We start from the raw sequence: 20,098 nt of genomic DNA, 5'->3' as shown, positions 1-20,098 counted from the left end.
GAGCCGCGAGGCAGCGGGCGCGCGGCCACCTGAAGACCACGGCTCCCGTCCCGCCTCTCTCTGTGCGGCGGCTGTTCGAACACCGTCCGCATCGCGCGGAACGTTACCGTATCGCGATCAGATGACCACTTCGACGCCCTCGCCGGGTGGTCTGCCTGACACCCGTTCGGATTCCAGTGCCTGCTGAAGGATGATCACAGCGGCGGCCTGGTCGATGACCGAGCGGCCCTTCTTGGACTTGACGCCGGAGGCGCGCAGCCCCTGGCTCGCCGTGACCGTGGTCATCCGCTCGTCGACCAGGCGCACCGGGACGGGCGCGATGCCGCGGGCCAGCTCCTGCGTGAAGCGCCTGACCTTGGCCGCGGCCGGTCCCTCTCCCCCCTTGAGGGAGCGGGGGAGACCGACGACGACCTCGATCGGCTCGTACTCCTCGACGAGTTGCCGCAGCCTGCGGTGCGCGGCGGGGACGTCCCGGCCGGGGACCGTCTCGACCGGCGTGGCGAGGATCCCGTCGGGGTCGCAGGAGGCGACCCCGATGCGGGCGTCCCCGACGTCGATCGCGAGACGACGGCCGCGGCGCATCACCGGGCCGTCCGCCTGCTCGTTCGCCGGTCCGTTCACTTGGCGGTGTCCGCCACGAGCCGCTCGACGGCGTCGACGGCCTCGCCGACGGCGGCGGGGTTCTGGCCGCCGCCCTGGGCGACGTCCGGCTTGCCGCCACCGCCGCCGCCGAGGGTCTTGGCGGCCGTGCGGACCAGGTCACCGGCCTTGAGACCGCGCTCGCGGGCGGCCTCGTTGGTGGCGATGACCGTCAGCGGCTTGCCGTTGTTCACGGTGAACAGGGCGACGACGACGGCCCGGCCGCCCTGGATGCGGCCCCGCACGTCGAGCACCAGCTTGCGCAGGTCGTCCGGCGTGGTGCCGTCGGGGACCTGGCCGGTGACGAGCGCGATACCCCTGATGTCCTTGGCGGACCCGGCGAGACCGGCGGCGGCCTGGAGCACCTTCTCGGCGCGGAACTTCTCGATCTCCTTCTCGGCGTCCTTGAGCTTGCCGAGCATGGCGGAGACCTTCTCCGGAAGCTCCTCCGGGCGGCCCTTGATCAGCTCCTGGAGCTGGGCGACGACCGTGTGCTCACGGGCGAGGAAGTTGTAGGCGTCCACGCCGACCAGGGCCTCGATACGGCGCACTCCGGAGCCGATGGACGACTCGCCGAGCAGCTTCACCAGGCCCAGCTGGGCGGTGTTGTGCACGTGGGTGCCGCCGCACAGCTCCTTGGAGAAGTCACCGATGGTCACCACGCGCACACGCTCGCCGTACTTCTCGCCGAACTCGGCGATGGCGCCCTGCTTCCTGGCCTCGTCGATGCCCATGACGTCGGCGCGCACGTCGAGGTCGCGGGCGAGCACCTCGTTGATCTTCTGCTCGACGTCGGTCATCACGGTCGTCGGTACGGCGGACGGCGAGCCGAAGTCGAAGCGGAAGCGGCCGGGCTGGTTCTCGGAGCCGGCCTGGGCGGCCGTCGGGCCGAGGGCGTCGCGTAGCGCCTGGTGGGTGAGGTGGGTGGCCGAGTGGGCGCGGGCGATGGCCGTACGGCGGCGGCCGTCGATGGAGGCGTGGGCCTTGGCACCGACGGTGACCTCGCCGACCTGGACGACGCCCTTGTGGACGTACACGCCCGGGACCGGCTTCTGGCAGTCGCGGATCTCGATGACGGCACCGGTGTCGACCTTGATGCGGCCGGTGTCGCCGATCTGGCCGCCGCCCTCGGCGTAGAACGGGGTGCGGTCGAGGACGATCTCGACCTCGTCGCCCTCGGTGGCGGCCGGGGAGGAGGCGCCGTCGACGAGGATGCCGACGATCGTGGACTCGCTCTCGGTGTCGCTGTAGCCGACGAAGTCGGTGGCACCGGCCTTGTCGGCGATCTCGCGGTAGGCACCGGCGCCGGCGTGGCCGGTCTTCTTGGCCCGGGCGTCGGCCTTGGCGCGCTCCCGCTGTTCCTTCATCAGGCGGCGGAAGCCGTCCTCGTCCACGGAGAGGCCCTGCTCGGCGGCCATCTCCAGGGTGAGGTCGATCGGGAAGCCCCAGGTGTCGTGGAGCAGGAAGGCCTTGTCACCGGCGAGGACGGTGCCACCGGTGGCCTTGGTGTCGCTGACGGCGGTGTCGAGGATGTTGGTGCCGGCCTTCAGCGTCTTGAGGAAGGCGTTCTCCTCGGCGAGGGCTACCTTCTCGATCCGCTCGCGGTCGGTGATCAGCTCGGGGTACTGCTGCCCCATCATCTCGATCACGACGTCGATCAGGTCCTTGACGACCGGACCGGTGGCGCCGAGCAGTCGCATGTTGCGGATGGCTCGGCGCATGATGCGGCGCAGCACGTAGCCGCGGCCCTCGTTGCCGGGGGTGACGCCGTCACCGATGAGCATCACGGAGGTGCGCATGTGGTCGGTGACCACGCGCAGCGAGACGTCCGAGGCGTGGGCGTCGCCGTAGGCCACGCCGGTCAGCTCGGTGGCCTTGCTGATGACGGCCATGGAGGTGTCGATCTCGTACATGTTCTGCACGCCCTGCAGAATCATGGCGAGGCGTTCCAGGCCGAGGCCGGTGTCGATGTTCCGGCTGGGCAGGTCGCCGAGGATCGGGTAGTCCTTGCCCGGGCCCTCACCCCGTTCGTACTGCATGAAGACGAGGTTCCAGATCTCCACGTACCGCTCGTCGTTGACGGCCGGACCGCCCTCGACGCCGAACTCGGGGCCGCGGTCGTAGTTGATCTCGGAACAGGGCCCGCAGGGTCCCGGGACGCCCATGTCCCAGTAGTTGTCCTTCTTGCCCAGGCGCTGGATGCGCTCGGAGGGGACGCCCACGACGTCGCGCCAGATGCGCTCGGCCTCGTCGTCGTCCTCGTAGACGGTGATCCACAGCCGCTCGGGGTCGAGGCCGTAACCGCCCTTGTCCTGGGGGCTGGTGAGCAGCTCCCAGGCGTACTTGACGGCGCCTTCCTTGAAGTAGTCGCCGAAGGAGAAGTTGCCGCACATCTGGAAGAACGTGCCGTGGCGGGTGGTCTTGCCGACCTCTTCGATGTCCGGCGTGCGCACGCACTTCTGCACGCTGGTGGCGCGGTCGAAGGGCGGCTTGACCTCACCCAGGAAGTAGGGCTTGAAGGGCACCATGCCGGCCGGAACGAGCAGCAGAGTCGGGTCGTCCGCGATGAGCGACGCCGAAGGGACGACGGTGTGCCCGCGCTCCTCGAAGAAGCTCAGCCAGCGGCGGCGGATCTCGGCCGACTCCATCAGTGGTCCTCATTCCGGTTGTACGGGTACGTCGGGTACGTCGATTTCCGCGCCGGACCCTCGACGTACTTGGGGCTGTTGCGGTTCTCGATGACGGCGTAGCTGCGGGGCGCGGGGAGTTCGCGGTCGACGGGGGCGTTGAGCCCGAGCGCGTCGCCCAGTTCGGCCTCGCGCCGGGCCATGTTGTCACGGACCTCGAGCGCGAAGTCCACCGCGCGGTCCCTGAGCCGGCCGCCGGCCTCGATCGCCTTGTTCGCCGCGGTGACGGCGAGGTGCTCGGGCGTCAGCTGCTTGATCTTGCGGTTGACCTTGGTGGTGGCCCACACTCCGGCGGCGACGCCGGTGGTGAACCAGAACGTTCGGCGGAACATCGCTGGGTCAGTCCCTCTTTCCCCGGGTCCGCTTGTCACGCCGCGCGCCCGGAACGGTACGGCCCACGATCACGTCACGCCTCGACTCCTTGGCCGGAGCGTCCTCCTTGCGGCCGGTGACGGCGCGGCGCACGCCGTAGCCGAAGGCGGCGACCTTGACCAGGGGGCCGCCGAAGGTGGAGGCCACGGTGGTCGACAGCGCGGAGGCGTTGGAGGTGACCTCCTGGACGTCGGAGGCGATCGCGTCGACCCGTTCGATCTGGGTCTGCGCGGAACGCACCGCCGCCGAGGCGTCCGCCAGCAGGGGGACGGCCTGGTCGGTCACGTCCGCCACGAGCTTGGTGGTCGCCCGGAGCGTCTGGGCCAGCCTCGCCAGCGCGACGGCGAGGAAGGAGACCAGGATCGCCCAGAACACGGCCACCAGGATCCCGGCCACCTCGCCACCGGACACTGTGTGCACCCGCTCCCTTGAAACGCGCCTGAACATCGAGAAAGTCGTGGAGTCGAGCCTATCGCGCCGGTGACGGGACTCCGTACCGGATTACCGTCCGCCACCGGTGAAGTCGCGGGGCGGAGCGAGTCGAGCCCGCCGTCCCCCGCCGGGAAGGGCGGGGGACGGCGGGCTCGGGATACCGCGTGCCTGCTGGGGTCAGCGGGCGTAGTACTCGACGACGAGCTGCTCGTCGCAGATCACCGGGATCTCCTTGCGGTTCGGCTCACGGTCCAGACGGAACGCCAGGGACTTGAGGTTCACCTGGAGGTAGCGCGGGATCTCACCGTCGGGGGCGAAGCCGCCTTCACGGGCGATCGTGAAGAGGGTCTTCTCCTTGCTGCGGTCACGGACCTGCACGACGTCGTCCGGGCGGACACGGAAGGAGGGCTTGTCGACCTTCTTGCCGTTGACCGCGATGTGGCCGTGGACGACCATCTGGCGGGCCTGGTAGATCGTGCGGGCGATGCCCGAACGCAGGACCAGCGCGTCGAGGCGACGCTCCAGCTCGATGATCAGGGCCTCACCGGTCTTGCCCTGGACCTTGGAGGCACGCTCGTAGGCGCGGACGAGCTGGCGCTCGGACACGTCGTACTGCGCGCGCAGACGCTGCTTCTCCAGCAGACGGACCTTGTAGTCCGAGTTCTGCTTGCGGCCACGGCCGTGCTCACCCGGCGGGTAGGGGCGGGCCTCGAAGTACTTGACGGCCTTCGGGGTCAGCGCGATGCCGAGGGCACGCGACTTCTTGACCTTGGGGCGGGGCTGGTTCGCCACTTCTTTTCCTTTTCCTTTTCGGCTGCCTCAGGGTTACGGGAGGTCACATCCGCAGCCGGGGAATTCCCGTCAGGTCCGCGAGGGACTTACCGGGCAGCCGCTCCCCTGGTCTGGGCACATACGTGCAGCACACGAACGGCCCACCGACCGGTCCCGGGACTTACGGGGGGTGGTGGGCTGCCCGCGACACCTACGACGGTGCGCGACGCTCCTGGATCGAAGGATCCGGCTGGGTGTCCCGCCTGAGGCGCCGACCGGAGCCGGACACGGGACTCAGCACTTCGGGAGAGTCTACAGGGTGGTCAGGACCGCTTCCGACCGAGGTGCTTCCTGGTCCACTCCACCGCGTCCGCGTACCGCGCCTCCGCGCCGTGCCGGGTGGGCTCGTAGTACGCGCGGTCCTTCAGGGCGTCCGGCGCGTACTGCTGTTCGGCGATGCCCTCGGGCAGGTCGTGCGGGTAGGTGTAGCCCTTCCCGTGCCCGAGCTCGGTCGCGCCCTTGTAGTGGCTGTCCCGCAGGTGGGACGGCACGGGTCCGGCCAGTCCCTTGCGTACGTCGTCCAGGGCGGCGCCGATCGCGGTGGTGGCGGCGTTGGACTTGGGCGCGAGGGCGAGCGCGATGGTGGCGTGGCTGAGGGTGAGGGCGGCCTCGGGGAAGCCGATCATGGCGACGGCCTGGGCGGCGGCGACGGCGATCGGCAGCGCGTTCGGGTCGGCGAGGCCGATGTCCTCGCTGGCGGAGATCATCAGGCGGCGGGCGATGAAGCGGGGGTCCTCGCCGGCCTCGATCATGCGGGCCAGGTAGTGCAGGGCGGCGTCCACGTCGGAGCCGCGGATGGACTTGATCAGGGCACTGGCGACGTCGTAGTGCTGGTCGCCGTCACGGTCGTACTTCACCGCCGCCCGGTCGACCGTCTCCTCCAGCGTGGTCAGGGTTATCTCCGCCTCGCCCTTGTCCAGCGCGGCCCCGGCGGCGGCCTCCAGGGCGGTGAGCGCGCGGCGGGCGTCGCCGCCGGCGATGCGCAGGAGGTGGTTCCCGGTGTCCTCGGGAAGCGTGACGGCGCTCCTCAGGCCCCGCTCGTCGGTGAGGGCGCGCTGCAGCAGGTCCCGGATGTCGTCGTCGGTGAGCGGTTCGAGGGTGAGCAGCAGGGACCGGGAGAGCAGCGGGGAGATGACCGAGAAGTAGGGGTTCTCGGTGGTCGCGGCGATCAGGGTGACCCAGCGGTTCTCCACGGCCGGGAGCAGGGAGTCCTGCTGGGCCTTGCTGAAGCGGTGGATCTCGTCGAGGAAGAGGACGGTCTCCTGGCCGTACCCGCCGGAGGCGCGGCGGGCGCCGTCGATGACCCCGCGGACCTCCTTGACGCCCGCGGTGATCGCCGACAGTTCGACGAAGCGCTTGTTGGTGGCCTTGGAGACCACGTGGGCCAGGGTCGTCTTCCCGGTGCCGGGCGGCCCCCACAGGAACACCGAGGAGGGTCCGGCGGGGCCCGCGGCGCCCTCGCCGACCAGTCTGCGCAGGGGGGAGCCCGGCTTCAGCAGGTGTCGCTGGCCCACCACCTCGTCGAGGGTGCGCGGGCGCATCCGGACCGCCAGGGGGCTGCCGGTCGGGTCCTTCTCCTGGCGTTCTTCTGCTGCGGCGGTGAACAGGTCGGGCTCCACGCTGAAACCCTAAGGCACCGCACCGACAAACCCGGGTCGGGTGATCAGCTGGTCCAGAACTCCCACCAGCGGGTCAGGATCAGCATGCCGATGATGCCGATGTGCAGGACCGGCATGACCCAGGTGAACTCGCCGAAGAAGCTCTTCAGCCAGCCCGGGGCGGGCAGGAAGCCCTGGCGGATGTTGAACGACGTCACGTACCAGAACATGATGATCGTGGCGGCCCAGGCCAGGCAGCACCACAGGCACAGGGCGTTGATCCGGTACAGGGACTGGAACATCAGCCAGGCGCAGAAGACCACACCGAAGAGGGTGCCCGCGTTGAAGGTGAGCCAGTACCAGCGCGGGAAGCGGGCCCGGGCGAGCAGGCTCACGCCGACGCAGACGACGATGCCGTAGGTGACGAGGCCGAGCATCGGGTTGGGGAAGCCGAAGACGGAGGCCTGGTCGCTCTCCATGACACTGCCGCAGGAGACGACGGGGTTGAGGCTGCACCCGGGGACGAACGTCTCGCCCTTGACCTTGGCCTCGAGCAGCTTGAACTTGTCGAGCGTGATCACCCACGCGGCGAGCACACCGGCGGCACCGGTGATCACCAGGAGCAGGGCGAGCGCCCGGCTCGCGCCCTCCGTGCGCGGCGCGGAGGCGTTGCGCTGCGGTGCGGCCGAGGGTTCGGGCTCCATGTCGACGTCCCTGACTGTCGTCTTGCTCATCACGCCGATTCCGTCACTGGAGAGTGTGGACCTGCTTCGGGCAGGGGCCATTGTGCCGTACGGAGCTGTGGTTCCGCCGTTGAGCGGGCGTAAGGACATACCGGTGTTCGCCCGTGAGCGTGCGGTTTCGGCCGCCGTCCGGGGGCGGCCGTACATACGCTCCACCCCGGACCATCCGGTCGGGTGAAGCCGCCCGTACGCATTGACGACGACTCGACGACGAAGGCGCCGGTGCCCTGTGCGGGCATCCGGCGCCTTCCTCCGTACGGGGGGTCAGCCGAGCCGTGACTCCAGCTCCGCCACGATCTCGTTGACGCCGACCGCCGTCTGCTCGCCGGACTCCATGTCCTTGAGCTGGACGACGCCCTCGGCGAGGTCGCGTTCGCCCAGTACCAGGGCGTAGCGGGCGCCTGAGCGGTGGGCGGCCTTCATCGCGGCCTTCAGGCCCTTGCCGCCGTAACCGAAGTCGGCGGCCACGCCGTTCTTGCGCAGCTCGGTGACCTTGGCGAACAGCACCCGGCGGGCCTCCTCGCCGAGCGGGACGGCGAACACGCTGGTGGTGGCGGGGAGTTCGAGCTCGACACCCTCCGCCTCCAGGGCCAGCACCGTGCGGTCGACGCCCAGGGCCCAGCCGACGGACGGCAGCGCGGGGCCGCCGATCATCTCGGACAGGCCGTCGTAGCGGCCGCCGCCGCCCACCGCGGACTGGGAGCCGAGACCGTCGTGGACGAACTCGAAGGTGGTGCGCGTGTAGTAGTCCAGGCCGCGCACCAGCTTGGGGTCGTCCTCGAAGGAGACGCCCGCCGCCGTGATCAGCTCGCGGACCTCCTCGTGGTACGCCTTGCAGGCGTCGCAGAGGAAGTCGCGCAGCAGGGGCGCGCCGGTCAGCTGCTTCTGCACCGACTCGCGCTTGTCGTCCAGGACGCGCAGCGGGTTGATCTCCGCGCGGCGCAGGGTGTCCTCGTCCAGGTCGAGGCCGCGCAGGAAGTCCTGCAGCGCGGCCCGGTACACCGGGCGGCACTCCTGGTCGCCGAGGCTGTTGAGCAGGATGCGGAAGTCGCTCAGGCCCAGCGAGCGGTACGCCTGGTCGGCGAGGATGATCAGTTCGGCGTCCAGCGCCGGGTCCTCCGCGCCGATCGCCTCGGCGCCGACTTGGGAGAAGTGGCGGTAACGGCCCTTCTGGGGGCGCTCGTAGCGGTAGTAGGAGCCCGAGTACCAGAGCTTGACCGGGAGGTTGCCCGCCTTGTGCAGGTTGGCCTCCAGGGCGGCGCGCAGCACGGAGGCGGTGCCCTCGGGGCGCAGGGCGAGCCGGTCGCCGCCCTTGGTCTCGAAGGCGTACATCTCCTTGGTGACGATGTCGGTGGACTCGCCGACACCGCGCGCGAACAGTTCGACGTTCTCGAAGCCGGGCGTCTCGATGTAGCCGTAGCCGGAGCCCCGCAGCGGGGCGGCGATCGCCTCGCGCACGGCGAGGTACTTGGCGCTGTCCGGCGGGATCAGGTCGTACGTGCCCTTGGGGGCCTTGAAGGTGCTCACGGAAGTCTCTCGTCACATTCCTCGTCGGGGAGCCTCGGTCGTGGCTCCCTGGCCGTCCGCCACCTGCCGCAGATACGGGTTGGTGGCGCGCTCCTGGCCGATGGTCGTCTGGGGGCCGTGGCCGGACAGCACCACGGTCGAGTCGTCGAGCGGCAGGCACACGCGGGCCAGCGAGTCGAGCATCTCGGCCATGTCACCGCCGGGCAGGTCGGTGCGTCCGATGGAGCCGGCGAACAGCAGGTCGCCCGAGAACATGACCGGCGGGATGTCCGCCGCCTCGGGCAGGCCGAAGGTCACCGACCCCTTGGTATGGCCCGGCGCGTGGGAAACGGTCAGCTCCAGACCGGCCAGTTCCAGCTTCGCGCCGTCGGTGAGCTCCTTGACGTCGTCCGGCTCCCCCACCGTCAGTTCGCCCATCAGCGGCATGCCGATGGCGCGGCCGATGCCCTTCTCGGGGTCGCTCATCATGTACCGGTCCTCGGGGTGGATCCAGGCCGGCACGTCGTGCGCCCCGCACACCGGGACGACCGAGGCGACGTGGTCGATGTGGCCGTGGGTGAGGACGACGGCCACGGGCTTGAGCCGGTGCTTGCGGACCGCCTCCGCGACGCCGTCGGCGGCCTGGTGGCCGGGGTCGATGATCACGCACTCCTCGCCGGCGGCGGGGGCGACGAGATAACAGTTCGTCCCCCAGGCCCCGGCGGGGAACCCGGCAATGAGCACGATCGTCCTTCGTTGTGTCGATACGGGAGACTTGCGACGGGGCTGCGCCCGTGGTCAGAGCCTACCGGCGCTGCCGATTCCTCAGCGAACCCATATACGGTACGGGGCACACGCAGGCGGTCGGCTCACCGCACGCACGCACGCGTACCGGCCGGCACACGAGACGCATGAGGAGAGAACCCGGTGGTCAGCCAGGAACAGCGGCGGCGTCAGCTCGCCCGGGAGAAGTTCTTGCGGCAGCAGCAGCGGCGCACCCAGGCGCGGCGGAAGTCGCGGACGCGCAACTCGGTGATCGCGTCCGTGCTCGGTGTGGTCCTCGTGGGCGGCCTCGCGCTGTACACGACCGGGGCGCTCGAGCAGGACGACGACAAGACCAACGCGAACGCGGAGGTCACGCCGAGCGCCTCGGCGCCGAGCAAGGCGCCGGACCCGTGCGACAAGCCCGCCGAGGGCAAGGTCGAGTCGCAGACCTGGAAGAAGGAGCCGGCGGTCGCCATCGACAAGTCGGCGAAGTACACCCTGAAGCTGGACACGACCTGTGGCGGGATAGACGTGGCGCTGAAGGCGTCGGCGGCCCCGCACACGGTCAACTCGTTCGACTTCCTGGCGAAGAAGGGCTACTTCGACCACAGCACGTGCCACCGGCTCACCACGAACGGCATCTACGTGCTGCAGTGCGGTGACCCGACGGGCACCGGCACCGGCGGTCCCGGTTACACGATCCCGGACGAGAACCTGAAGGACAAAAGCCTGAAGGACAACATCTACCCGGCGGGCACGGTCGCGATGGCCAACACCGGGCAGAAGGACAGTGGCGGCAGCCAGTTCTTCCTGGTCTACCAGGACAGCCAGCTTCCGCCCAGCTACACCCCGTTCGGCACCATCTCGGACGCCGGCATGAAGGTGCTGAAGAAGATCGCCGACGCCGGGGAGAGCACCGGGGCGGGTGACGGGGCGCCCAACGCGACGGTCGTCATCGACAAGGCGACCGTCACCGAATCCTGACCCCCAACTGCGGAATTTCGGTCGCGCGGGATGCGGACAGGCATCCCGTCGGTCGCCTATGTTGGCCGTGACGAAACTGTGGACGATGCCCGGGGGAGCTTCGAGGCCCCCTCGACGGCATCATGTGGAGGAGGCGCTGTGAGCAGCGACCCGTGGGGCCGCGTCGACGAGACGGGGACCGTGTACGTGCGTACGGCCGACGGCGAGCAGGTCGTCGGTTCCTGGCAGGCCGGCTCCCCCGAGGAGGCGCTGGCCTACTTCGAGCGCAAGTACGAGGGCCTGGTTGTCGAGATCGGCCTCCTCGAGAAGCGAGTGAAGACCACCGACCTGTCGTCCAAGGACGCCCAGACCGCGATCGGGCACCTGCGCGAGCAGGTGGACGCGCACCACGCGGTCGGCGACCTGGCCGCCCTCAGGGTCCGGCTGGACAAGCTCGTGGAGCTGGTGGAGGCGCGCCGCGAGGAGCGCAAGGCTCAGCGGGCCAAGCAGTCCGACGAGGCGCGTCACGCCAAGGAGGCGCTGGTCGTCGAGGCGGAGGAGCTGGCGCAGTCCGACCAGTGGCGGGCCGCCGGTGAGCGGCTGCGGTCCCTGGTGGACACCTGGAAGGGCCTGCCGCGGCTGGACCGCAAGTCGGACGACGAACTGTGGCACCGGTTCTCGCACGCGCGGTCGGCGTTCTCCAAGCGGCGCAAGCAGCACTTCGCCCAGTTGGACGCGCAGCGCGAGGATGCCCGCCAGGCCAAGGAGCGGCTGGTCGCGGAGGCCGAGTCGCTGTCGAACTCGACGGACTGGGGGCCGACGGCCGCCCGTTACCGCGATCTGATGACGGAGTGGAAGGCCGCGGGACGCGCCCAGCGCGAGCACGAGGACGACCTGTGGAACCGCTTCCGCGGTGCCCAGGACGTCTTCTTCGCCGCCCGCAGCTCGGTCTTCGCCGAGCGTGACGCGGAGCAGACCGAGAACCTCAAGCTCAAGGAGGAGCTGGCCGAGGAGGCCGAGAAGCTTCTGCCGATCACGGATCTGAAGGCCGCGCGGGCCACGTTCCGCGGGATCAACGAGCGCTGGGAGGCCATCGGCCATGTGCCGCGGGACGCCCGCCCGAAGGTCGAGGGCCGGATGCACACCGTGGAGCGGGCCCTGCAGGAGGCCGAGGAGTCCGAGTGGCGCCGGACGAACCCGGAGGCACGCGCGCGTGCCGCGGGTCTGACCGGTCAGCTCCAGGCCGCCGTGGACAAGCTGAAGGGTCAGATCGAGCAGGCCGGGGCGCAGGGCAACACCGCCAGGGCGGAAAAGCTCGAGCGGGAGCTGGAGGGCCGCCAGGCCCTGCTGGACCAGGCGTTGAAGGGTCTGCACGAGTTCGGCGGCTGAACTCTCGCACGGCACACGAAAGGGGGGCTCCCGTACCCGAGGTACGGGAGCCCCCCTTTCGTGTGCCTGTCGTCCTCTACGTGCGGTTGCGGGCCGAGGTCACCCGGTAGACGTCGTAGACGCCCTCCACGCCGCGTACGGCCTTCAGAACGTGGCCGAGGTGCTTCGGGTCACCCATCTCGAAGGTGAAGCGGGAGGTGGCGACGCGGTCGCGGGAGGTCTGGACGGCCGCGGAGAGGATGTTGACGTGCTGGTCGGACAGGACGCGGGTGACGTCCGACAGCAGCCGGGAGCGGTCGAGTGCCTCGACCTGGATGGCGACCAGGAAGACCGAGGACTGGGTGGGCGCCCACTCGACCTCGAGGATCCGCTCGGGCTCGCGGGACAGCGAGTCGACGTTGACGCAGTCGCTGCGGTGCACCGAGACACCGCTGCCCCGGGTCACGAAGCCGATGATCGGGTCACCGGGCACCGGCGTGCAGCAGCGGGCCAGCTTGACCCAGACGTCCTCGACGCCCTTGACGACGACGCCGGGGTCTGCGCTGGAGCGGCGCTTGCGGCTGCGGGCAGGCGGGACCGACTCGTCGATCTCCTCGGTGGCGGCCTCCTCGCCGCCGAGGGCCTGGACGAGCTTCTGCACGATGTTCTGCGCGGAGACGTGGCCCTCGCCGATCGCCGCGTACAGCGCGGAGATGTCCGAGTAGCGCATCTCGTGCGCCAGGGTGACCAGGGAGTCGCCGGTGAGGATGCGCTGGATCGGCAGGTTCTGCTTGCGCATCGCGCGGACGATGGAGTCCTTGCCCTGCTCGATGGCCTCGTCGCGGCGCTCCTTGGAGAACCAGGCGCGGATCTTGTTGCGGGCGCGCGGTGACTTGACGAAGCCGAGCCAGTCGCGGGAGGGGCCGGCGCCGGCCGCCTTGGAGGTGAAGACCTCCACCAGGTCGCCGTTGTCGAGGGTCGACTCCAGCGGTACGAGGCGGCCGTTGACCCGCGCCCCGATGGTGCGGTGGCCGACCTCGGTGTGGACGGCGTACGCGAAGTCCACCGGTGTGGCACCGGCGGGAAGCGCTATGACGTCGCCCTTGGGAGTGAAGACGAAGACCTCGTTGCGGGATAGGTCGAAGCGCAGCGACTCCAGGAACTCGCCGGGGTCCTCGGTCTCCTTCTGCCAGTCGAGGAGTTGCCGCAGCCACGCCATGTCGTTGATGGCGGCCGAGTCCCTGCCGGCCTTGCCGACCGCCTTGGGCACGTCCGTGCGCACCTTGGAGGCGCCGGCGACGGCCTCCTGCTTGTACTTCCAGTGCGCGGCGATGCCGTACTCGGCGCGGCGGTGCATGTCGAAGGTGCGGATCTGCAGCTCGACGGGCTTGCCGCCGGGGCCGATGACCGTCGTGTGCAGCGACTGGTACATGTTGAACTTGGGCATCGCGATGTAGTCCTTGAACCGGCCGGGGACCGGGTTCCATCGCGCATGCACGGTGCCGAGGGCCGCGTAGCAGTCGCGGACGGTGTCCACGAGGACGCGGATGCCCACCAGGTCGTAGATCTCCGCGAAGTCACGGCCGCGGACGATCATCTTCTGGTAGACGCTGTAGTAGTGCTTGGGGCGGCCGGTGACGGTGGCCTTGATGCGGGCGGCGCGCAGGTCCTGCTGCACCTCGTCGGTGACGATGGCGAGGTACTCGTCGCGCTTGGGCGCGCGCTCGGCGACCAGACGGACGATCTCGTCGTACATCTTGGGGTAGAGGATCGCGAAGGCGAGGTCCTCCAGCTCCCACTTGATGGTGTTCATGCCCAGGCGGTGGGCGAGCGGCGCGTAGATCTCCAGGGTCTCGCGCGCCTTCTTCTCCTGCTTCTCGCGCTTGAGGTAGCGCATGGTGCGCATGTTGTGCAGGCGGTCGGCGAGCTTGATGACCAGGACGCGGGGGTCCTTGGCCATGGCGACGACCATCTTGCGCACGGTCTCGGCCTGCGCGGCCTCACCGAACTTGACCTTGTCCAGCTTGGTGACGCCGTCGACGAGCAGGGTGACCACGTCGCCGAAGTCGCGGCGCAGGTCCTCCAGGCCGTACTCGGTGTCCTCGACGGTGTCGTGCAGCAGTCCGGCCATCAGCGTGGCCGGGTCCATGCCCAGCTCGGCGAGGATGGTGGTGACGGCGAGCGGGTGCGTGATGTACGGGTCGCCGCTCTTGCGCTTCTGGCCGCGGTGCCAGCGCTCGGCGACCTGGTAGGCGCGCTCGATCTGGCGGAGCGTGGCGTTCTCGATCTTGGGGTCGTTGCTGCGGACGATCCGCAGCAGCGGCTCGAGCACCGGGTTGTACGGGTTCGCGCGCTGGACGCCGAGCCGGGCGAGGCGGGCACGGACGCGGTTGGACGAGCCGGAGCGCGGCTGCCCGGTGTTGGGGCGGGCCAGGGGCGCGGAGCGCTCGGGTGATGCGGGTCCCCCCGCTCGAGCGGAGTCGAGGGTGGGGGACGGCTTGGGGCGCGGCTGCTCGGGCTTTTCGACCGGCGTGGACCGGGCGTGCTGGACCGGCTCACGCGTGTCGTTCTTCGCGTGGGGCGCGCTCGGCGCGGGCTTGGCCGCGGCCGCCGAGGCGGACTCGGGCTTGGCGGCGGTCAGGGGCTGGGCCTCGTCTGGCAAGAGGGCTCCTCGTGCGCGATCCGGGTCCCCGGTCAGGCTCCGGAAATCCCATGGTAGCGATCCCGCGCCCGCGGATCGCCTGCGGGCGGATGTGAGGACGGTCCACTCCCGGAACACCCGAGGCGGGCACCGGATTCCTCCGGGCCCGCCCGAGCGGTGTTTCCTGGGCACGGTTCGCATGCGACACCGCTGGTCAGACCGTGAGCAGCGCCTCCAGCGGGGCACCGGCCAGGGCCGGTTCCAGGCGGGCGCGGCCGCCGAGGAAACCGAGTTCCATCAGTACGGCCAGTCCCGCGACCTCGGCGCCCGCCCTGCGGATGAGCTGGACCGACGCCTCGGCGGTGCCGCCGGTGGCGAGGACGTCGTCGACCACCAGAACGCGGTCGGCGGCGCTCAGGTCCTCCGCGTGCACCTCGATCTCGGCGGATCCGTACTCCAGGTCGTAGGCCTGGCTGAGGGTGGCTCCGGGGAGCTTGCCCGCCTTGCGTACGGGGATGAAGCCGAGGCCCGCGCGGATGGCGACCGGGGCGCCGAGGATGAACCCGCGGGCCTCCAGGCCGACGACCTTGGTGGCGCCGGTGGCGCGGGCGATGTCGGCCAGGGCGTCGCTGAGCGCGGCGAACGCCGCGGGGTCCGCCAGGAGCGGGGTGATGTCCTTGAACATCACGCCCGGCTCCGGGTAGTCCGCCACGTCCCGGATGCGACTGAGCAGCAACGCCGAGATGTCCGTGAGCTCGGTCATCGGCGCTTCCCCGAGGGACGGCCGCGGCCGCGGGCGCGGGTGGCCGACTGGTCGCGCGGGCCGACGACCGCGGGTGCGGTGTCCTCCGGCTCGTCGTCGTAGTCCTCACCGGTGGCCGGGGCCTCCTGCGCCTCACCCGTGACCGCGCCCTGGGCGCGCTTGGCCAGGACGCGCTTCTTCAGCGACTTCATCGCCGGCTCGCGCTCCTTGAGGTCGGCGACGAGCGGGGTGGCGATGAAGATCGAGGAGTACGCACCGGCGGCGAGGCCGACGAACAGCGACAGCGAGATGTCGTTCAGCATGCCGGCGCCGAGGACACCGCCACCGATGAACAGCAGGCCGCCGACCGGCAGCAGCGCGACCACCGTGGTGTTGATGGAACGGACCAGGGTGCTGTTGATGGAACGGTTGGCGATCTCGCTGTAGGTCCAGCGGGTCTGCTTGGTGATGTCCCTGGTCTGTTCCTTGAGGCTGTCGAAGACGACGACCGTGTCGTACAGCGAGTAGCCGAGGATGGTGAGCAGACCGATCACCGTGCCCGGCGTCACCTCGAAGCCGACCAGGGCGTAGATGCCGACGGTGATGGTGATGTCGTGGATCAGGGCGACGAACGCGGCGAGTGCCATGCGCCACTCGAAGGCGATCGCCAGGTAGAGCACGACCAGGACGAGGAAGATGCCGAGGCCCTGCCAGGCCTTGTTGGCGATCTGCTCACCCCAGCTGGGACCGACCAGTTCGGCGTTGAGCTGCTCACCGTCGACCTTGAGGTCCTCGGCGAGCGTGTCCTTGATCCTGTCCGACGTGTTGGTGTCGATGCCCGCGACCTGGATGCGCAGGCTGCCGTCGCCGAGCTTCTGGACGATCGCGTCGTGACCGGAGGCCTCCTCCGCGTACTCCTCGGCCGTGGCGACCGAGACGCTCATGTTCTTCGGGGTGGTGAAGACCGCTCCGCCCTGGAACTCGATGCCCATGTGCAGGCCGCGCACCGCCAGGCCGACGATGGCCGTGATGGTGATCAGGATGGAGATGCTGTACCAGATCTTGCGGTTCTTGACGAAGTCGTAGCCGACCTCGCCGTGGTGCAGTCGGGCGCCGAGGGTGCCGAGCTTCGACATCTCTCACGCCTCCTTCGTCTGGGCGGGGGCGGAGGGACGGCGGGTACGGCGCAGGGGCGGCTTCGCACCCAGCGCCTTCGGGTCGAGACCGGACCACTTGTGGCCGCTCGCGAAGAACTTCCGGCGGGCCATCAGCGTGAGCAGGGGCCTGGTGAAGAGGAACACCACCACGACGTCGAGCACGGTGGTCAGACCGAGCGTGAACGCGAAGCCCTGGACCTTGCCGACGGTGACGACGAAGAGCACCGCGGCGGCGAGGAACGACACGAAGTCGGAGACCAGGATGGTGCGCCGGGCGCGCGGCCAGGCCCGCTCCACGGAGGGGCGCAGGGTGCGGCCCTCGCGGATCTCGTCCCGGACCCGTTCGAAGAACACGATGAACGAGTCCGCCGTGATGCCGATCGCGACGATGGCACCGCACACGGCCGGCAGGTTCAGCGCGAAGCCGATGGTCGGGCCGAGCAGCGACATGATCACGTAGGTGAGGGCCGCGGAGACCAGCAGGGAGGCGATGGCGATGAAGGACAGGCCGCGGTAGTAGACCAGCAGGTACAGGACGACCAGGGCGAGGCCGATGGCGCCGGCGATCAGACCGGCCTTCAGCTGCTCACCGCCGAGCGCGGCGGTGACGGTGGTGACGCTGTCCTCGCGGAAGGTCAGCGGCAGAGCGCCGTAGGACAGCATGTTCGCCAGTTCCTCCGCCGACTGCTGCGTGAAGTTGCCGGAGATCTCGGCGTTGCCGCCGGTCAGTGCCTGGCTGACGTACGGGTCGGAGACGACCTCGTTGTCCAGGACGATGGCGAACTGGTTCTGCGGGGACTGGTTCTGGGCCAGCTGGCCGGTGATGTCGGCGAACTTCTTGGCGCCCTTGTCGCTGAAGTCCATCGTCACGGTCCAGCCCGCACCGGACTGCGTGTTCAGGACGGCGTCGGCCTCGTCGACGTCCGTGCCGTCGACCGCGGCGGGACCGAGGATGTACTTCTGCCACTGGCCCTGGGAGTTCTGGCCGCAGGCCACGGTCGAGTCGGTGGACTTGGAACCGTCACCGGCCTTGGCGCGGACGCTCTCCTTGGTGCAGTCGAGCGCGGCGTACCGGGCCTGGAGCTTGCTGTCCGCGTCGCCGGAGGTGCCGCCGGTCGCGGACGGGGAGGGGCCGGCCTCGTCCTCGGCCGTGCCGCTCGGGGAGGCGGACGGGGTCTCGTCGGCCTTCAGGGCGTCGGTGACGGCGCGGCCCTGGGTGGTGGCGCTCGCCGACGGGGAGGAACCGTCGGTCGCCTTCTCCGTGGCCTCGTCGGTCGCCTTGTCCTTGTCGGAGTCCTGCTCCGAGCCGTCGCCGGTCGCGCTGGGCGTGGGAGCGGCGCCGCCACCGGCGAGTTCGGTGACGATCACGGGACGGAAGTAGAGCTTGGCGGTGGTGCCGACCTGTTCCCGGGCCTGCTTGGAATTCGTGCCCTTGGGAATGTTGACGATGATGTTGCGGGTGCCCTGCGTCTGGACCTCGGCCTCGGAGACACCGAGACCGTTGACACGGCGCTCCATGATGGAGACCGCGGTGTCCATGTTGGTCTTGTTGATCGCGGACTCCTGGCCGGCCTCGGGGACCGCCGCCAGCGTGATGCTCGTACCACCGGCCAGGTCGATGCCGAGACGCGGAGTGGTGTGCCCGGATGCGAACATGCCGCCGGTGAGCGCCACGATGGCGATCAGGATCAGAGCGAGCGAGCGCCACGGCTTACTTGTGGCGCTCGCGTTCCGTCCCTTTTTGAGTGCTGCCACCTTCTCGTACTCCCTCTCGGGCCGCCTCGCGCCGGATCGACGGGCGGACGGCCATGACATGGTGTCGGGACTCCGTGCGAGTCGGGCATGTCCCGGGGCGCGCGGGCAGCACCCGCGCGCCCCGGGACACGACTACTTCGCGTCGGAGTCGCCGTCGGACTTCTTCGACTGTGCGTCCGCCTTCGCCTCGTCGGCGGTGTCGGCGTCGGCCGGCTCGCCGGCCGCGTCCTTCTTGCCGAGGTCGACAGGCGTGTCGTCGGAGGCGGCGGCAGCGTCGGAGGAGTCGTCGGTCTCGGTGAGGGAGGAGGCGTCGTCGGGGACGACGTCGGCGTCGGACTTCAGGTCGTGCTCGATGCCGTGGACGATGCGGTTGTACTCCTCGTCGGTCAGGACGGCACCGATCGAGTTCTTGGCGAACAGCAGGTCCACACCCGGGCCGGCGTCGAGAAGGACCGTGTCCTCACTGACCTCCTTGACCGTGGCGTACATGCCCCCGATGGTGCGGACGCCGGAACCGGGCTGCATCTGGTTCCGCATGTCGATGGCCTGCTGCTGCTTCTTCTTGGCCGACCGGGTCATCAGGAACATGGCCCCGATGAGCACAATGAACGGGAGGAGGGTCAGGAGACTCACGGGTCGGAACTTCCTTCACACGACCGCGATGGTGAACGGCCTGATGGTTGGGGGTATGTACTGCCGCCGACAAGGGTGGCATCGGCGGAGTCTAAGCGAGTCCGCGCGCAGGGAACAACGCTCAGCATGGCACCGGGGTTCCTGCCTGGGCCACCGCCCTCACCGTCACGCCCCGAACAGGTTCCCTTGTCCGTTTCCGGGGGCCCCCGAGCGGGGCGGCGTGAGGCCGAGATGCGCCCATGCCGCCGGGGTGGCGACCCTCCCGCGCGGGGTGCGGGCGAGCAGGCCCTCCCGTACGAGGAAGGGTTCGGCAACCTCTTCCACGGTCTCACGTTCCTCCCCGACCGCGACGGAGAGCGTGGACAGGCCGACCGGTCCGCCGCCGAACAGCTTGAGCAGGGCCTCGAGGACGGCCCGGTCCAGCCGGTCGAGGCCCCGGGAGTCGACCTCGTAGACGGCGAGGGCGGCTGCGGCGATGTCCTTGTTGATCAGTCCGTCGGCCTTGACCTGCGCGTAGTCCCGGACGCGGCGCAGGAGGCGGTTGGCGATACGGGGCGTGCCGCGGGAGCGGCCGGCGATCTCCGCGGCGCCCCGCGGGTCGATCTCCACGTCGAGGAGACTCGCCGAGCGGTGGACGACCCGCTCCAGCTCGGCCGGCTCGTAGAACTCCATGTGCGCGGTGAAGCCGAAGCGGTCGCGCAGCGGGGGCGGCAGCAGACCGGCGCGGGTGGTGGCGCCGACCAGGGTGAAGGGGGGCAGTTCGAGGGGGATGGCGGTGGCGCCGGGGCCCTTGCCGACGATCACGTCGACGCGGAAGTCCTCCATCGCCATGTAGAGCATCTCCTCGGCGGGCCTGGACATGCGGTGGATCTCGTCGAGGAAGAGGACCTCGCCCTCCTGGAGGGAGGAGAGGATCGCCGCGAGGTCGCCGGCGTGCTGGATGGCGGGGCCCGAGGTGATGCGGATGGGGGCTTCCATCTCGGCGGCGATGATCATCGAGAGGGTGGTCTTGCCGAGTCCGGGGGCTCCGGAGAGCAGCACGTGGTCGGCGGTCGCACCGCGCGCGCGAGCGGCGCGCAGCACGAGGTCGAGCTGCTCGCGGACCTTCTCCTGGCCGATGAACTCGCCCAGGTCCTTGGGGCGCAGGGCGGCCTCGACGGCCTGGTCCTCACGGTCGGCGACAGAGTCCACCAGCCGCTCGCCGGTGGCGTCGGTGTCGGTGGTGTCGTCCCAGTTCATAGGGGGTGCCTCGGCTCTCGGTACGGG

Annotated in this window: 17 protein-coding genes; 2 read left to right on the top strand and 15 right to left on the bottom strand. The window is 69.9% G+C overall.

Annotated elements, in window-relative coordinates:
• Window positions 1-117: 117 nt before the first annotated feature.
• The 9 genes from ruvX to ACH4VX_RS22285 all read right to left on the bottom strand — a co-directional run bounded on the left by ruvX (window position 118) and on the right by ACH4VX_RS22285 (window position 9,552).
• The gene (gene ruvX / locus ACH4VX_RS22325) at window positions 118-582 is read right to left on the bottom strand and encodes a Holliday junction resolvase RuvX (protein ID WP_398369584.1); all 465 of its coding nucleotides are present in this window, start codon (window positions 580-582) and stop codon (window positions 118-120) included.
• Between the two features lie 35 nt (window positions 583-617).
• Window positions 618-3,287, bottom strand: a complete 2,670-nt coding sequence (gene alaS / locus ACH4VX_RS22320) for an alanine--tRNA ligase (protein WP_398369411.1) — start codon at window positions 3,285-3,287, stop codon at window positions 618-620.
• The gene (locus tag ACH4VX_RS22315; RefSeq protein ID WP_398369410.1) at window positions 3,287-3,658 is read right to left on the bottom strand and encodes a hypothetical protein; all 372 of its coding nucleotides are present in this window, start codon (window positions 3,656-3,658) and stop codon (window positions 3,287-3,289) included. Before ACH4VX_RS22315 ends, alaS begins: the two co-directional genes overlap by 1 nt.
• Before the next feature lie 7 nt (window positions 3,659-3,665).
• Window positions 3,666-4,118, bottom strand: coding sequence for a DUF948 domain-containing protein (locus ACH4VX_RS22310; protein ID WP_398369409.1), 453 nt, complete (start codon window positions 4,116-4,118; stop codon window positions 3,666-3,668).
• A 189-nt stretch (window positions 4,119-4,307) separates the two neighbouring features.
• Window positions 4,308-4,922, bottom strand: a complete 615-nt coding sequence (rpsD, locus tag ACH4VX_RS22305; protein ID WP_398369407.1) for a 30S ribosomal protein S4 — start codon at window positions 4,920-4,922, stop codon at window positions 4,308-4,310.
• 302 nt (window positions 4,923-5,224) lie between these two features.
• Entirely contained in the window at window positions 5,225-6,580 is a 1,356-nt protein-coding gene (locus tag ACH4VX_RS22300; RefSeq protein ID WP_398369406.1) for a replication-associated recombination protein A, read from the bottom strand.
• Between the two features lie 44 nt (window positions 6,581-6,624).
• Window positions 6,625-7,293: a vitamin K epoxide reductase family protein gene (locus ACH4VX_RS22295; protein ID WP_398369405.1), complete on the bottom strand. Its 669-nt coding sequence runs from the start codon at window positions 7,291-7,293 to the stop codon at window positions 6,625-6,627.
• A gap of 273 nt (window positions 7,294-7,566) precedes the next feature.
• Window positions 7,567-8,829: a histidine--tRNA ligase gene (hisS, locus tag ACH4VX_RS22290; RefSeq protein WP_398369403.1), complete on the bottom strand. Its 1,263-nt coding sequence runs from the start codon at window positions 8,827-8,829 to the stop codon at window positions 7,567-7,569.
• A 12-nt stretch (window positions 8,830-8,841) separates the two neighbouring features.
• A complete protein-coding gene (locus ACH4VX_RS22285; RefSeq protein ID WP_398369401.1) occupies window positions 8,842-9,552 on the bottom strand; it encodes an MBL fold metallo-hydrolase in 711 nt (236 codons plus the stop codon).
• A gap of 183 nt (window positions 9,553-9,735) precedes the next feature.
• Between ACH4VX_RS22285 and ACH4VX_RS22280 the strand changes: the two genes are divergently transcribed.
• Both ACH4VX_RS22280 and ACH4VX_RS22275 read left to right on the top strand, forming a co-directional pair.
• Window positions 9,736-10,557, top strand: coding sequence for a peptidylprolyl isomerase (locus ACH4VX_RS22280; protein ID WP_398369399.1), 822 nt, complete (start codon window positions 9,736-9,738; stop codon window positions 10,555-10,557).
• Window positions 10,558-10,695: 138 nt separating this feature from the next.
• Window positions 10,696-11,925, top strand: a complete 1,230-nt coding sequence (locus tag ACH4VX_RS22275) for a DUF349 domain-containing protein (protein ID WP_398369398.1) — start codon at window positions 10,696-10,698, stop codon at window positions 11,923-11,925.
• Between the two features lie 76 nt (window positions 11,926-12,001).
• Here ACH4VX_RS22275 and ACH4VX_RS22270 read toward each other — a convergent pair whose 3' ends face one another.
• The 6 genes from ACH4VX_RS22270 to ruvB all read right to left on the bottom strand — a co-directional run bounded on the left by ACH4VX_RS22270 (window position 12,002) and on the right by ruvB (window position 20,071).
• Window positions 12,002-14,566 (bottom strand): RelA/SpoT family protein, encoded by a 2,565-nt coding sequence (locus ACH4VX_RS22270; protein ID WP_398369397.1) that lies wholly within the window; start codon window positions 14,564-14,566, stop codon window positions 12,002-12,004.
• A 193-nt stretch (window positions 14,567-14,759) separates the two neighbouring features.
• Window positions 14,760-15,308 carry an adenine phosphoribosyltransferase gene (locus ACH4VX_RS22265; protein ID WP_398369395.1) on the bottom strand — a complete coding sequence of 183 codons (549 nt, stop codon included), beginning with the start codon at window positions 15,306-15,308 and terminating at the stop codon, window positions 14,760-14,762.
• Complete coding sequence (gene secF, locus ACH4VX_RS22260; protein WP_398369393.1) at window positions 15,305-16,423, bottom strand: protein translocase subunit SecF; 1,119 nt, start codon at window positions 16,421-16,423, stop codon at window positions 15,305-15,307. The genes ACH4VX_RS22265 and secF overlap by 4 nt, the downstream gene beginning before the upstream one ends.
• Before the next feature lie 3 nt (window positions 16,424-16,426).
• Window positions 16,427-18,199, bottom strand: coding sequence for a protein translocase subunit SecD (gene secD, locus ACH4VX_RS22255; protein ID WP_398369391.1), 1,773 nt, complete (start codon window positions 18,197-18,199; stop codon window positions 16,427-16,429).
• Window positions 18,200-18,331: 132 nt separating this feature from the next.
• Window positions 18,332-18,832 (bottom strand): preprotein translocase subunit YajC, encoded by a 501-nt coding sequence (gene yajC, locus ACH4VX_RS22250; protein ID WP_398369390.1) that lies wholly within the window; start codon window positions 18,830-18,832, stop codon window positions 18,332-18,334.
• A 165-nt stretch (window positions 18,833-18,997) separates the two neighbouring features.
• Window positions 18,998-20,071, bottom strand: a complete 1,074-nt coding sequence (gene ruvB / locus ACH4VX_RS22245) for a Holliday junction branch migration DNA helicase RuvB (RefSeq protein WP_398369389.1) — start codon at window positions 20,069-20,071, stop codon at window positions 18,998-19,000.
• Between the last annotated feature and the right edge of the window lie 27 nt (window positions 20,072-20,098).

Source organism: Streptomyces sp. NPDC020731, assembly GCF_044334705.1.
Classification (GTDB): Bacteria; Actinomycetota; Actinomycetes; order Streptomycetales; family Streptomycetaceae; genus Streptomyces.
This window is presented reverse-complemented; position numbering and strand designations above follow the sequence as displayed.